Origin of the sequence: Exiguobacterium sp. TNDT2 (genome assembly GCF_003331145.1) — a bacterium.
Lineage (GTDB): Bacteria > Bacillota > Bacilli > Exiguobacteriales > Exiguobacteriaceae > Exiguobacterium.
Genome location: NZ_QLVE01000015.1, coordinates 1 through 15,346, shown reverse-complemented (window position 1 = coordinate 15,346; position 15,346 = coordinate 1). Strand labels below are relative to the sequence as shown.

Genomic DNA, 15,346 nt, shown 5'->3' with positions numbered 1-15,346 from the left:
TCCTTCGTACAGCCCAATTTTCGAACTGTTCGTTTCAGCTTCAGTCTAGCTTGCCGGTTTCACTTTGTATACACGGGAAGGCGCGCGGACACAAAAACGCCTTACAAACCACTTGTCTGTAAGGCGCGCTCATTAATTTGTGACTTCGACCGCTGTGTCGAGTGCGACACGGATCATCTCGTCAAACGTCGATTGACGCTCTTCCGACGTCGTTTCTTCACCTGTCAACAAGTGGTCCGAGATCGTGAGGATCGTCAATGCGTTCACTTTATGTTTCGCAGCGAGTGTATAAAGACCTGCCGCTTCCATCTCAATTGCGAGGCAACCGAAGTCGGCCCACTTCTTGAAATGGTGGAAATCATCTTGGTAGAACTGGTCGGCTGTGAAGATTTGACCGACCTTGACCGGGATGCCAGCCTTTTCAGCATTCATATAGGCGCGATGTAGGAGGTCGAACGTCGCTGTCGGTGCATAGTCCATGCCGTCGAAGCGAACCCGGTTTTGGCCCATTTCACTCGATGCGCTCATCGCGATGACGACGTCACGTACTTTGACGTCTTCTTGAATCCCGCCGGCCGTACCAACACGAATCAAGTTTTTGGCGCCGTATGACATGATCAATTCGTTCACGTAAATCGACATCGACGGAACACCCATCCCTGTCCCTTGGACGGAAATGCGTTTCCCTTTATACGTTCCAGTGAAGCCATACATCCCACGGACTTCGTTGTATAACTCGACGTCTTCGAGGAACGTTTCCGCGATATATTTCGCACGTAGCGGATCTCCTGGCAATAATACCGTTTCTGCGATTTGTCCTGCTTCTGCCCCAATGTGTACACTCATGATTAAATTCCTCCTTCAAGATAATCGTTGACACTGTTCCCGATATTCGTTCGGGGTGATGCCAACCTGTTTTTTGAAGACTTTTCGGAAATATTTATCATCCGAAAAGCCGACCGCTTGGGCGACTTCATAAATACGTTGTCTACTCGTCTCAAGGAGACGTTTCGCCTCGAGCATCCGGATCGACAGCAAGTATTCGGATAAGTTGACGCCGTACTGCTGTTTGAAGCGACGCGATATGTATTCGCGGCTCAAGTAAAAGCGTTCGCTCATCCCTTGTAAGCTGAGTTCTTCCGCATAATGGCGCTCGATGAACGCACCGATCTGTAGAATCGAATCTTCTTCGGCAGGAGTGACATCCGCGAGGGCGCGTGCCAGCGTCTCGTTCAAGACGTCCGGGTCGATCGGTTTCAACAAATAGTCGAAACTACCGAGCTGAATCGCGCGCCGCATGTACGAATATTCGTCATAGCCCGTCAAGACGATGAGTTTGGAAGCTTCCGCCTCCGTATGAACCCATTCCATCAACTCGATGCCGTTACAGCGAGGCATCTGCAGGTCCGATAAAATCAACGCCGGCCGTTCCTTGGTGATGATTCGTTTCGCTTCTTCCCCGTCCTGTGCCTCAATTACTTTCGTGACCCCGAGCCGTTCCCACTCCCCGAGCAGTTTCACCGCTTCCCGTACCGGCGACTCATCGTCGACGATCAATACTTTCGTCATGACGCATCCGCCTCCTTCACGGCCGGGAAACGCATAACGATACGAAATCCGCCTGTCTCTGGTGTAGCCAACATAAACTGAGCCTCCCGATTATAGTTTAACATGAGTCGATCGCGAATGTTCTTTAAACCGGTACCTTCTGCCCCATGAACCGGCGCTGTCGATAAGTCGATTCGCTCTTGTAGGGCATCGAGCTCTCGAACGGGGATGGGCCGACCACTGTTCTCGCAACGGATGACGAGGTCTGTCCCGGATTGCTGAACGTGCAGGGAGAATCGGTTCGCCTCCGTTGACCCGTCCCGCTCAAATCCGTGTTTGAAAAAGTTCTCGGCGAGCGGTTGGAGAATCATCTTCGGTACGATCAAATCAAGCAACGCGTCCGGAACGTCGATTTCGACCTCGAACTGTTCCGGAAAACGGACTTGTTGAAGTCGGACGTATGAATGGAGATGGTCGACTTCGCGCTTGAGCGTCACCATCGATTCGTCCGGATGCATCGTGTACCGCATCATCGAGGATAGCTGGGTAATCAACCGGTACACCGTCTTGCCGTCCCCTTTTAACGCGAGCGTCCCGATCGACTGTAGCGCATTAAATAAGAAGTGAGGATTGGTTTGCGCCTGTAAGGCACGCAGTTCGTTCGTCCGATTCTCGAGCGCTAGGCGATACTCGCGTTGAATCAAATCGTCGATCCGTTCAATCATCCGCTTGAATTGTCGACCGAGCACGCCGAACTCATCATTTCCGAGGGAATCGAATGAAACCGTCATATCCCCTTGTTCGATTCGCCAAATGTTCGACGTGAGCGTCTTGATTGGTGTCGTCAAACGCATTGAGGCGTACGTCGCCCCAATCAACGCCAACACGAGCGACACCATCCCGACGACAAAGACGATGAACGACGTGCGTGAGGCCGGCTCGGTCAACAGGCGATCCGGTATCGATTTTCCGACGTAGAACGTCTGATTTTCAAACTCGAATGATTTGACGATGCGATGATGCTTTCCATCACTTGACAGCGAGTTCGTCGATACGTTCTGGGGGATTTCGCCGTCACCGAGTTGAGCGAACACTTGATTGCCGCCCCCGACGAACCAGAGGCTCTCGCTCGGATTGTTCTGTAGCGAGGCAAGTTGCCCGATGAAGACGTCCTCGGGGATATCGATCGACAAAATCGCTAGCGGCTGATCCGTCTCAATCTTATCGAGTCGGAAATGAAGCGTGACGACTTCTTCTTCCGAGATGAGCGGCCCGAAATCATGGTACGGTACGAGCGGATGTGAAGCCTCGAGCAGGACGCGACTTTCTTCGTACTTCAACAACTGTTGCTGAATCTCACTCGGCTGCCGTTTCGAGCGCGGGGATACTTTCATCTTATAGGCGGCGAACGAGTCCATATCTTCGAGCATGAGCAATTGAATCTGGGCGACGTCTTCCCGGGACAAATACATCCCGAGGAGCGCCCGTCGTACTTCGAGCTCGGTCTGTTCAAGTGATAGCCCTGGCCCGTATTCGAGAATATCAAGCACGTCCCGGTTCGCATATAGACTCGTCGGCAAACGGCTCAAGTCTGAGACGTATCGTTCCATCTGCAACGTGCCGCGCTCAAGTGACCATTCGGTGAGTTGAAGCCCCCGTTCCCGCTCCCGGTCTTTGACGTACCAAAACGAAATGACTGTCGCCAAAATGACAGGGACGATAATCGTCAACGCAATCATCCCCGTCAGCTTCGTCCGAATGCTCATCCGCGCATCGCCTCCTCGATGACATTATATCATGATGAATGCAAGCGCTTGCAATAAGAGTGCGATTGAATCGGGGAAAAACACATGCATAATCATGCCGTAGTGGTGGCTACATTTAACTCTTCTGCAGAAGAGGCTACTTCTGTCGTGGCACGTTCAATCTCGTTGACGACTTTGACGACTTCCTCAATCTGTTGTTGGACACTTGAGACAGTCACTCCGCTCTGCTCAATCGACTGGACTACTTTGTAAAACGATAGGTTCGTCTGCTCCGAAGCGGCTGATCCTTCTTTAACCGCATCTTGAACTTGCTGCAGCGACTTTACCACTTCTTCCTTGTATAAGTTTGCAGTAGAAATTAGATCTTGTATTTTTATGACCGAATGTTTAGTTTGATCTGCCAACTTACGCACTTCTTGAGAAACGACGGCAAAACCTCTCCCGTGTTCTCCAGCTCGCGCTGCTTCTATCGCCGAGTTTAACGACAGCAAGTTCGTTTGTTCTGCTATCTCGCGAACAATATCCGTGACAGCTGCAATCTTGTTTGAAGACTCGCCGAGCTGTTGAATACTACCTGTCATTTTTTTCGTTAACGTCTCGATGGAATTTATTTTTTGAAGAAGTTCATTTAGCTTTTCTTGACCTTCATTGGCATAGGATTTCGCCACTGTCGCTTGATCTTTACTGTCCATCGTGGTTTGATTGACTTCTTTTATATTTGAGCTGAGCGTCTCGACAGAAGACAGCGTTTCTTCAGCAAGCGCTAACAAGCCTTCACTCACTTCCGTCATAATATTTTTCAAATTCGCTTTGCCGCTCTCGAATTGTGCATTCAGTTTTTGTAAATTCTCCGTTTCGTAAGCTTCTAACACAATCTGTTGTTCAAAGCTTAATATTTTGTTCATTACAGCTATAATCGCCTGTAACTCATCTCGATGACTCACTTCATCAAAAATGATTGATAACAAAGTGTTTTGAACATTTTGAAAAGCTCCCATGTACCAAGCGGGTTCGAGTCCGATTCGATAATGTGTCTTCGCGACGCGGAATCGCTTCTCCAAAAACAGTTCATCCACATCTCCATTGAATAGTTCGACAAGATGTACTTTGAGTGTTTTTCTAAGCCGATCCACTGTACTATAGCGCTCAATCATTTCTCTCAATTCACTGACTTTTAGAATTGTGTTATAAAACTCTTCAACCAATCGGTCTATATTTTGTTCGACTAACGGTTGAATCGTTTTAATTACTTTCAAATCATGTTCAGTCAGGTGAATCATTTCCATTTTCATTTGAATGGAAGGTTTGACCACGTCAATCACGACAGTCAATTCCTGTGACGCATCTAACCATCTCTTCTTTTTCTCATTACTGCGACCCATACTTAATAGCTTCATCTTCTTCCTCCGTTACAAGTAAAATGTTCACTCCATCTTTTACATAGATCATAATAAGATCAAAGTTTTCTTATATGATTATAGGCCCATTGTCATAAATCAACTACGATAAATCAGGACTTTTGGTCAATATATGAAAAAAAATAGAAACTGACACTGGTGTCAGTTTCTATTCGAGGGTCAATCGGTACAGTTGATCGTCCTCATTGCTCGGATTCCCACGTCCGTCTGTGTTGTTCGTGATGAAGTAAAGCTCTCCGTCCCCTAACCAGACGTCACGGATGCGTCCTTTGTCCTCGACGAGCGGAGTGACCTCTTTCGTCTCTCGGTCGATGGCGACGAGGCGATTTCCGCGAAGCGTCGCCATATACACGTAACGATCATCCGCCGCGATTCCCGACGGGGCCCACGACGTCTCTCCGACCTCGAACCACGGTGTCTCGAGACCGTCTTGTTCCTGGTCTGCCTCGATGAGCGGCCAGCCATAGTTGTTTCCCTGCTCGAGGATGTTCACTTCATCGTGACCGGACGCCCCGTGTTCACTCGCATAGAGCGTGTCGCCGACTTTCGTCAAACCTTGGGGATTGCGGTGGCCGGACGAATAAATCCAATCGGTCGGCTCGCCCGCTCCGGATAACGGCACCCGTAACACTTTTCCGGCAATCGACGTCTCATCTTGAGCGAGATCCGGAACGAGGGCGTCTCCCGTGGTGACCCAAAGTGCGTCGTCATCGAGCAATAAGCGGCCGCCGTTGTGGAACTGGGCGCCTGGGATCTCATCGAGCACGACAGCCGTCTCTTCAAAGCGCTCCCCGTCCCACGTCAATTCGACGACCCGGTTTCGTACGTCCCCAGGTGTCCCATACGTATGATAGGCGTACAGTTGGCGTGATGTCGCGAAATCTGTCGTCAAGGCTAGGCCGAGTAAACCGCCCTCACCAATCTCGAGCACATCTTCTTCGAGGACGACCGGTTGTCGGTCGAGATTCCCGTCCGCATCGATGACGGCGATTGTGCCACCTCGTTCCGAGATAAGCCACCCTTCGTCGGTCCTTACCATCGACCACGGTACGTCCAATTGCTCAACGACAGAATCGCTCGCACCGAATGTCAGCGAATCGTCTGCTTCCGATGTTGGCGTATCGCCTGGTGTATCTTCCGTAGGTGTTTCTTCGGTCGACTCTTCGATCGGTGCCTGTTCGGGTTCCGGCGCCTCGGTCGACTCCGACGCACAACCCGCCAGCACGATAAGTGACAACATGAGAATCCATCGTTTCAACATGACCGCCTCCTTTTCCCCATCATACCGTGTCTTTAGTTATCGCGTGAAAGTTCGGGTGGGCTAACCGGTAAGCGTAGCGCAATCAACAGTGCGATGAACGCCGCAAGTGCCGCGCCGATGAAGACGGTATTCAATCCCGTGGCGATGAGCTGCTCGCCTTGGAGCCGGACCGTGGCGTCTAACGTCTCGGTGACGCTTCGATTGAAGAACGATTCGAGCGAGGCTCCGCTCAAAGTCTCGTCGTTCCGGAATCCGTTCAAAACGATGAAGTTGAAGAGCGCTCCGAACACGGCGACGCCGAGCGTCTGTCCGACCGTACTTAAAAATGAGTTCGCCGCTGTGACCGTACCGCGCTGTCGATACGATACGACCGTCTGCAAGACGACGATGAACATCGGTTGCGACAATCCGAACCCGACTCCGATGATGGCAACAGCGAGGTAGACGAACAAGTCCGGGCTCGATTGCGTGAGGAGCGTCAAGATGATTGTCCCGATCAACAAAAGACTCATCCCCGTCACGGCCCGACGCCGTGGCGAGGCCGCGCCAAGCGTCCTGCCGCCAATGATGGACGTGAATGTCCAAGCGACCGAGAGCGGCATGAGCATGAATCCGGCTTCCGTCGCCGATTTTCCAAGGACGGCCTGGGCCCAAATCGGGATATAGGCCGACATTGACACGAGGACCCACGCCGCGAAGAAGACGGCCCCATTGATCGACGCGATAATCGGTTGTTTCAATAATTCGAGTGGCAACAACGGTGTCTTCGCCCGCCGTTCCGATAAGAAGAAACTGGTGAGCAAGATGACGCTGAAGACGGCGCTAGCGATAACTGAAGCCGTCCAGACGTTCGTCTCGCTGAACGTGATCAGCCCATACAAGAACGCCGTCGTACCGAACGCGAACAATAGCGCCCCTTTGACGTCAATCCGTTCCGTCGTCTCGATGACCGTCTCTTTATAGAACGTGACGATCATGATGAACGATAAAAGTGCGAACGGTACGTTCAATAAAAAGACGTAACGCCAAGACAACGTCTCGACCAAGAACCCGCCGATGACTGGACCGAGCACACCCGAGACGCCCCACACGGCGCTTAAAATCCCTTGAATTTTGCCGCGCTCCTCATATTTATAAAGATCACCGATGATGGTCATCGAAATCGGCAATACCGCTCCGGCCCCGAGCCCTTGGAGCGCCCGGAAGACAATCAATTGTTCCATTGATGTGGCGAGTCCACAAAGAAGTGAAGCGAGCGTGAACAGCCCGATTCCGAATAACAAGACCCGCTTGCGGCCGAACAAGTCAGCCACTTTTCCATAAATCGGTGTCGACACTGCCGTGAACAGCAAGAAGGCGGCAAATACCCAGCTCACGAGGGCGGCCCCGTTCAATTCGCTCGCGATGACCGGTGTCGCGACCGAGACGACCGTCCCTTCAATCGCTGCTAAAAAAGTCGCCAACAACAGCGCGACCGTGACATTCTTTCTCATTTGTTCCATCTCCCCAATAAAATAGTGGTGCCGGAAGGTTCCGAGCACCACTTCAACTGTCTATTATTTTGTGCGAGCGACGACTGTTTGACAAGCCTCAACTTCCGACCAGCTTTGTCAGCACTAAAACATACAAGCGGCGAAGGGGTCGTTTCGCCGCTTGCATTGCTGTTATTTTGCCTTATCGGCCCATACTTTCGTGAAGTCTTGGAGCATCTCGTCTCCGGTCTTTTGACCGCCGACGTATGCTTGCATCAACGCGCCGTACTCATTGACCGCGCCGTCCGGATACTTGAACCAGTTCCACGAAATCGTCTTGCCTTCGTTTGAATAAGCCAAGATATCGTCCGCAAGTGGTCCAAGGTCGTTTGCTTCAATCGACTTGAACGCCGGAATGAATTTGAACTTGTTGACCATATAGTCTTTACCTGTGTCGGATGTCGCCATCCATTCGAGGAAGTCTTTCGCTTCTTCTTTATACTGCGAGTTTTTGTTGACGACCCAGTTGTTCGGGACGCCGACCGGGAGACGGTCCATCTTCTCTTTGTCATCGTTGATCGGGATTGGCACGAAGCCCATCTCCATGTCCGGATTCACGTCGAGAATCATCTGTTGCGCCCAGTTTCCTTGTTGCAGCATCGCCGTCTCACCTTGAGCGAACTGTGTGACTTGCGTGTTATAGTCCGTCGTGAGCGGGTTTTTATTACCGTATTTGATCGTGAGGTCGAACAGTTTCAAGAATTGTTGGAACTGCTCATTGTCCTCGAACTTTTCTTTATTCTCGTTGAGCGCCTGGATGAACGCATCCGGGTCGTCTTGCTGTGCCATCGGAATGTTGAGCAAGTGAATCCCGAGAATCCAGAATTCGGCATAACCGACCGAGAACGGCGTGATGCCTGCTTTATCCAACTTCTCCGCCGCATCCGTCAACTCAGACAACGTCTTCGGCAACTCACTGATGCCCGCCTTCTCGAACAGCTCCTTGTTATAGATGAAGCCGTATCCTTCCAAGTTCATCGGCATGCCGTACAGTTTTCCATCCATCGTCATCGGTTCTTTGGCCACTTCCGTCAAATCACCGACCCACTTCTCGCCTGACAAATCTTCCAATTTGTCTTTCCATGTCTGCGCTTCGGTGAAACCACCGTTATTGAAGATGTCCGGCTCGTTGCCCGACGCGAACTGCGACTTGAGCGCGGCCCCGTAATCGGCTCCGCCGCCGACCGTTTGAACGGTCACTTTGACGCCGGTCTCTTCCTCATATTCTTTCGCCATCGCTTCAAGGTCTTTGGCGATTTCCGCTTTGAACTGGAAGACGTTCAACGTGACGTCTTGCTTGTCACCGTTATCCGCATTTGCATCGGTCGATCCTTCTTCTTCCGTAAGCGACCCGCCGCCACAGGCCGCAAGTGTCAATACCATCCCCGCCGTCATGACGGCGGTTGATAATCTCCATTTACGTTTCATTACGCTTCCTCCTAAGTATAGAGTCGACAATCCTTCAACATTCGGTACACCCTAACTTTAGATGAAAACGCTTCCATTATGTAGGTGTCAAAATTGACGTGTAGGGTGGAAAATGTTGCACAGAAAACCAGGACTTTCTTATTGAAAGAAAGTCCTGGTTTTAAGTTTCTTCTATATAATTACAACAGGCTGATTCCAGCTTCTTCGCAAGCTGCGACCATCTCACTCGGCCAGACCGACGATTGGACTTCACCGATATGGCGAGCACGTAGCAAATACATGGCGACACGTGATTGCCCGATGCCGCCCCCGATTGTAAGCGGGAGACGTCCTTCAAGGACCGCTTGATGGAACGGGTACTTACGTTTGTCTTCAGCTCCGGCTGTCACCAATTGCTCGGCAAGCGCCGTCTCGTCGACACGGATTCCCATCGACGACAGTTCGAACGCCGATTCGAGCTCCGGGTGCCAGACGAGGATATCGCCGTTGAGCGACCAGTCGTCATAGTCTGCCGCGCGGCCGTCGTGCTTGTCGCCCGAAGCGAGTGCACCGCCGATTTGCGATAGGAAGACTGCGCCGTACGCTTTACAAATCGCGTGCTCCCGTTCTTTTGGCGAGAGGTCCGGGTAAAGGTCTTCTAACTCTTGGCTCGTCAAGAAGTGAATCGACTCTGGCAAGATTGCCTCAATCCCGTACATCGATTCGACCGCCTGTTCCGTCTCGCGGAGCGCTGCATAAATCGATTCGACCGTCGCCTTCAAGTACTCCGTTGTCCGATGTTCCCGGGCGATGACGCGTTCCCAGTCCCATTGATCGACGTGAAGCGAGTGTGTCGCGTCGAGTTCTTCATCCCGACGGATGGCGCGCATCTGTGTGTACAAGCCTTCACCGACCTCAAACCCGTAGCGGCCGAGCGCTTCGCGTTTCCACTTTGCGAGCGACTGAACGATTTCAAGTTCATGCCCTGGATACTGCGTATCGAACTGGATGATGCGTTCGACACCGTTCAAGTGGTCGTTGACACCGCTCGCCGATGTGACGAACAGCGGGGCCTGAACTTGTGTGAGTCCGAGCGCCGTGCTGAACTTGTCTTCGAATGTCGCCTTCACTACTGTAATCGCCTGTTGTTTTTCCTTCATCTTGCTCATTGCTGTCGTTGTCATGTTTTCTTCCTCCAATTGTGGAATCTCAGGATGGAGCAATAGAAAAAAGCCCTCCAATCCCATGGACTATGGGACGGAAGGCTTCAAGCTCCGCGGTGCCACCCAAATTAGTAGACGAATCTACTCACTTTTTCGAGACGAACATCTCGTAGTTCCGATAACGGGGAACGGTCCGGCTACGTCTACTTGCAAAGCGTTCGGGTAGCGACTCCAGGAAGTTCTTCGACAGAGATTTCAGTCCGGGCTCTCACCTTCCCCGGCTCGCTTTGCTTACGTCTTCTGTGTACTCGTCCTTTCAATGTCGTTCACAATTGAATTGACCCAATTATTATAAATATTCAGACAAATGTCAACAGCTTTTAAAAAAAAAATTCTCCCCCGTGTAGCGGACGAGGGAGATCCCTTGGGCAGGGTTATTTGATCGAGCCGCTCGTAATCCCTTTGATGATGTGCTTTTGCATACCGAAGAAAAAGACGAGGAGCGGAACGATCCCAAGGACTAAACCAGCAAGTGCCAAATCCCATTGTTTTGTATATTGTCCGAAGAAATAGAACGTCGCGAGCGGAATCGTCCGCAGCTCGATGTCTCGGAGGACAAGTGAAGGTAACAGGAAGTCATTCCAAATCCAAAGACTGTTCAAGATGACGATCGTCACCGTGATCGGTTTGAGGAGCGGGAACACGATGCGCCAGAAGACACCCCACGTCGAGCAACCGTCAATGATGGCCGCCTCTTCAATCTCTTCCGGAATCGACTTCATAAATCCGTGATATAAGAATACAGAGATACCCGACCCGAAGCCAAGATACATGACCATCAGTCCCCAATGGCTGTTCAACAGCCCGAGTACGCTCGACACTTTCACGAGTGGAATCATGATCGATTGGAATGGGATGACCATCGCCGCGACGAACAAGAAGAAGATGACCGTCGAAATCCAATGTTTCGTTCGGACAAGCTTCCAGGCTGCCATTGAGGTGAACAGCACGATGAGAAGGTTCGCCCCGGCCGTGATCAGGATCGAGTTCAAGAAGACGCGTCCATAGTTCATCGCCTCCCACGCCTCTGAATAGTTCGACGCGAGCCAGACGTCCGGCAAGGCAGACGTGTTCGTGTAAATCTCGGCGATCGATTTGAACGAGTTGACGATGACGTAATAGAACGGGACGAGATACAACAGCCCGAGTAAGATTGCCACCAACTCGACGAGACCGAGCCCCGCCGTATAGCCGCCCGTCCGCAGCGGCTTTTGCGGCAACAACTGACGCGGTGCCTGATCGATATCCGTCTCGATGCGTTCAACTTTTTCTGTCGTCATGCCTCCACCTCCCGTTTTTTCGTCAAGTACACTTGTGTGACGGTAATCGCTGCGACGACGAGGAAGAAGATGACTGCTTTCGCCGAGCCGAGACCGTAGTTGTTATTCACAAACGATTCGGTATAGATGTTCAAGGCGAGCATTTCCGTCGATTTGAACGGCCCGCCGTTCGTGAGCGATAAGTTCGTATCGAACACTTTGAACGACCACGAGATCGTCAAAAACAAACAGATGGTGATCGACGGCATGATCATCGGGAGCGTGATATGACGAAGCATCTTCAACCGGTTTGCCCCGTCAATTTTAGCGGCCTCGAGTAAATCCGTCGGCACGTTTTGAAGCGCCGCAATGTAAATGACCGTGACGTAGCCGCCACCTTGCCAAATGGCGACGATCACGATGCCCCAAAACGCCGTCTGGGCGTCACCAAGCCACGGCAGTTCGAATAAACTCCATCCGGTCAGTGCCCCGATCGATTCAAAGCCCTTCACATAGATAAATTGCCAAATGAACCCGAGAATGAGCCCGCCAATCAAGTTCGGCATGAAAAAGACCGTCCGCAAGATATTGCGCGTCTTGATGTTCATCGTCAACAGTAAGGCCAACAAGAAACCGACGATGTTCGTCAAGATGACGGCCACAATCGTGTATTTTGTCGTAATCCAAAACGAGGCACGGAACTGTTCGTCCTCGAATAAAATCCGGTGATAGTTGTCGAGTCCAACCAGATTCAACTGTCCGGTCACGCCGTTCCAATCCGTGAAGCTGTAATAAATTCCATTAAAGAACGGAATGAGCACAATCGCCACAAACGCCAAAAAGGCCGGACCGACGAATGCGATAAAGCTCGCCGGCTTTTTCCAATTTCGTCTCCGTTTGATTCGTTTCGGTGTCTCTGTCATGTTCATCGCCTCCACTATCAACTTACCTTTTCGGACCAAAAATGAAAACGGATACATTTGACGGAAAGGGTGGAATATATTGCACTCAATGGGTGAATTCTACGAAGCGATGGGTTATGATAAACTCAATGACAACACGAACGAGTCTTCCCTACCGAAAGATTAAACCTTGATTCCGGGTCGATTCACGAAGGAAATGGACTAACTAGATCACAATGTTCGAAAGTGGAGGGATTTTATACATGACGACGATTAAACCGTTATCCGACCTAACAATCGCCCAACAAGCCGAGATGTTACCCGTTAAAGAGATTGCAGAAAAGCTCGGTTTACAAGAAGATGACATCGATCTATACGGGAAATATAAAGCCAAGTTATCATTCGATGTACTCGATCGAATGGCGACTCGCGAAGACGGGAAACTCATCCTCGTCACGGCGATCAATCCGACTCCGGCCGGTGAAGGAAAGTCGACCGTGACCGTCGGACTTGGACAAGCGCTCAACCAACTCGACAAACAAGCGATCGTTTGTCTACGTGAACCATCACTCGGTCCGACGATGGGTTTAAAAGGCGGTGCAGCCGGCGGCGGTTTCAGCCAAGTGTTGCCGATGGAAGACATCAACCTCCACTTCACAGGCGACATGCACGCCATCACGGCGGCCCACAACACGATCAGCGCCATGCTCGATAATCATCTCCATCAAGGAAACGACCTCGGGATTGACGTCCGTAAAATCGTTTGGAAACGTGTCCTCGATTTGAATGACCGCGCGCTTCGTCACGTGACGATCGGACTCGGCGGCAGTGCCCACGGGGTACCGCGTGAAGACGGATTTGATATCACGGTCGCGTCTGAAATCATGGCCATCCTCTGTCTCGCCGATTCGTTGACCGACCTCGAGGCACGCATCAAACGCATCGTCGTCGCGTACGATCAGGATAATGAACCGATCACGGCCGAACAAATCGGGGCGGCCGGTGCCGCAACGTTGCTGTTGAAAGAAGCGTTCAAGCCGAACTTGGTGCAAACACTTGAACAGACGCCCGCCCTCGTTCACGGCGGACCGTTCGCCAATATCGCGCACGGATGCAACTCATTGATTGCGACGAAAACCGCGCTCAAGCTCGGCGAATATGTCGTCACCGAAGCCGGTTTCGGAGCCGATCTTGGCGCCGAGAAGTTCTGTCATATCAAGTCACGCATCGGAAAATTGAACCCGGACGCCGTCGTTCTCGTGGCGACAGTCCGTGCCTTGAAAATGCATGGCGGTGTCGCCAAAGACAAACTCCACGTCGAGAACGTCGGGGCCGTCGGAAACGGATTAAAACTTCTCGCCAAGCACGTCAAGACGATGGGGAAACTCGGCTTGCCGACCGTCGTCGCCCTCAACCGCTTCAATTCGGATACAGCCGAAGAGTTGGCGGCCGTCCTCGACTGGTGTGAAGCGAACCACATACGAGTGGCGCTCAGTGAAGTGTGGTCAAACGGAGGACAAGGCGGACGCGCGCTCGCCGAGGCCGTCATCGAAACCATCGAGGCGAACGAGAGTGCGTTCACCCCGCTCTATGCGTTGACCGATTCGATCGAGCAGAAGATTTTGACGATTGCCCGTGAAGTGTATGGGGCGGCCGACGTCACGTTCACCGCGACCGCAAAAAAACAAATGGCTCAAATCGAAGCGAACGGCTGGCAACACTTGCCGATTTGTATGGCGAAGACGCCGTTCTCGCTGTCAGACGACCCGACGAAACTCGGCTACCAGCACGGGTTCACTGTGACCGTAAGAGAGTTGAAACCGTCGGTCGGCGCAGGTTTCCTCGTCGCCTTGACCGGAAACGTCTTGACGATGCCCGGCTTGCCGAAACAACCGGCCGCCTTAAATATGGGGATTGACGAGACTGGAAAAGCAATCGGCTTATTCTAAACGATAACGGAGGGATACGGATGGACGTCACGGAACATACGTATGCGGACGGATACCGGACGCATGTGTTGCATACCCCGGCCAGGCAGGCGATTGGAAATTGTTTCATCTTCCACGGTATGCTCGAACATCATCGACGCTATGTCGAATTCGCTGATTTTTTGTCAGAACTTGGTTTTAACGTATTCTTATGCGACCTTCGCGGTGCCGGTTCTTTGGCACGGGATCAGTCCACTTACGCCCACTTGTCTCCACATGAAGGATTTGATCAAATGGTTGACGACGCCATCTCTCTCCTCGATCACTACCAAGACGAGTTGCCGACTGTCGTCCTCGGCCATAGTTTCGGCTCACTGCTCTCACGTCGCCTCGGACAACGGTTAGGTCATCGCTTAGCGGGCGTCATCGCCGTCTCCCCGCCCCCGCACTCGGGATGGATCGGTCGTGCCGGGCTCAACGCGATTGACACGGCAATCCGGTTCAAAGGAAGCACATACGAATCTCGCTTTTTCGAACGCTTACTGTTCGGACGATACAACTTAAAATTTTTACCCGCCACGACAGAGAGCGACTGGATTTCTAGTGTCCCGGAAGAAGTGGCGTCTTATGTGAATGATCCCGACTGTGGCGGAATTCCGACGCTCGGCTACTTGCATGAAGTCGCCCGCGCCTCGCTCGACGTGACGTCCATCGCCCGGATCCACGAGCATCCAAAAACGTTACCCATCTTGTTCGTTGTCGGGGCCGACGACCCGGTCGTCCATGACGGCGAAGGACTCGCGGGAATCGTCCGCAAGCACCAGGCTGCCGATATCGAATTGACCGTCCTCTCCTATGACAACGCCAGACATGAGATTCTGCGTGAACGACAACGACAAGACGTATGGACCGACATCGGTCATTGGATGCATCAAACTGTACAATTCGTAAAAAGAACCTCCATTTCCTAGGAGGTTCTTTTTATTTACCAGATTCATACACTAGCAATCTAATTCATTTACCTTTTTTGAAATTTTTAATCTTCTTTCCATTTTTTAAGTAAGTTATACTTAGACCGCATGATTATAAAATACTCATATAT

At 51.6% G+C, this 15,346-nt stretch carries 12 protein-coding genes and 1 other annotated feature; of the genes, 2 read left to right on the top strand and 10 right to left on the bottom strand.

The window, feature by feature from the left end; all coding sequences use genetic code 11:
• Positions 1-132: 132 nt before the first annotated feature.
• The 10 genes from deoD to DPV68_RS09140 form a co-directional block, all read right to left on the bottom strand.
• Positions 133-846: a purine-nucleoside phosphorylase gene (gene deoD / locus DPV68_RS09185; protein ID WP_114166460.1), complete on the bottom strand. Its 714-nt coding sequence runs from the start codon at positions 844-846 to the stop codon at positions 133-135.
• A gap of 15 nt (positions 847-861) precedes the next feature.
• Positions 862-1,569 carry a response regulator transcription factor gene (locus DPV68_RS09180; protein WP_114166459.1) on the bottom strand — a complete coding sequence of 236 codons (708 nt, stop codon included), beginning with the start codon at positions 1,567-1,569 and terminating at the stop codon, positions 862-864.
• Positions 1,566-3,314 carry a sensor histidine kinase gene (locus DPV68_RS09175; protein ID WP_114166458.1) on the bottom strand — a complete coding sequence of 583 codons (1,749 nt, stop codon included), beginning with the start codon at positions 3,312-3,314 and terminating at the stop codon, positions 1,566-1,568. Before DPV68_RS09175 ends, DPV68_RS09180 begins: the two co-directional genes overlap by 4 nt.
• Positions 3,315-3,406: 92 nt before the next feature.
• Positions 3,407-4,711, bottom strand: a complete 1,305-nt coding sequence (locus DPV68_RS09170; protein WP_114166457.1) for a globin-coupled sensor protein — start codon at positions 4,709-4,711, stop codon at positions 3,407-3,409.
• A gap of 169 nt (positions 4,712-4,880) precedes the next feature.
• Positions 4,881-5,993, bottom strand: coding sequence for a PQQ-dependent sugar dehydrogenase (locus tag DPV68_RS09165; protein ID WP_370447074.1), 1,113 nt, complete (start codon positions 5,991-5,993; stop codon positions 4,881-4,883).
• A gap of 32 nt (positions 5,994-6,025) precedes the next feature.
• Positions 6,026-7,486, bottom strand: coding sequence for an MDR family MFS transporter (locus DPV68_RS09160; protein WP_114166456.1), 1,461 nt, complete (start codon positions 7,484-7,486; stop codon positions 6,026-6,028).
• Positions 7,487-7,657: 171 nt separating this feature from the next.
• The gene (locus DPV68_RS09155; protein WP_114166455.1) at positions 7,658-8,953 is read right to left on the bottom strand and encodes an ABC transporter substrate-binding protein; all 1,296 of its coding nucleotides are present in this window, start codon (positions 8,951-8,953) and stop codon (positions 7,658-7,660) included.
• Between the two features lie 179 nt (positions 8,954-9,132).
• Positions 9,133-10,116 carry an aspartate--ammonia ligase gene (asnA, locus tag DPV68_RS09150; protein WP_114166564.1) on the bottom strand — a complete coding sequence of 328 codons (984 nt, stop codon included), beginning with the start codon at positions 10,114-10,116 and terminating at the stop codon, positions 9,133-9,135.
• Between the two features lie 66 nt (positions 10,117-10,182).
• Positions 10,183-10,424, bottom strand: a binding site (T-box leader).
• A gap of 105 nt (positions 10,425-10,529) precedes the next feature.
• Positions 10,530-11,435, bottom strand: coding sequence for a carbohydrate ABC transporter permease (locus DPV68_RS09145; protein ID WP_114166454.1), 906 nt, complete (start codon positions 11,433-11,435; stop codon positions 10,530-10,532).
• Positions 11,432-12,337: a carbohydrate ABC transporter permease gene (locus DPV68_RS09140; RefSeq protein WP_232819583.1), complete on the bottom strand. Its 906-nt coding sequence runs from the start codon at positions 12,335-12,337 to the stop codon at positions 11,432-11,434. The genes DPV68_RS09145 and DPV68_RS09140 overlap by 4 nt, the downstream gene beginning before the upstream one ends.
• Positions 12,338-12,579: 242 nt before the next feature.
• On the opposite strand from DPV68_RS09140, the gene DPV68_RS09135 reads away from it, so the two are divergent.
• Complete coding sequence (locus DPV68_RS09135; RefSeq protein ID WP_114166453.1) at positions 12,580-14,265, top strand: formate--tetrahydrofolate ligase; 1,686 nt, start codon at positions 12,580-12,582, stop codon at positions 14,263-14,265.
• 20 nt (positions 14,266-14,285) lie between these two features.
• Positions 14,286-15,215 (top strand): alpha/beta fold hydrolase, encoded by a 930-nt coding sequence (locus tag DPV68_RS09130; protein ID WP_114166452.1) that lies wholly within the window; start codon positions 14,286-14,288, stop codon positions 15,213-15,215.
• The last annotated feature ends 131 nt before the right edge of the window (positions 15,216-15,346 follow it).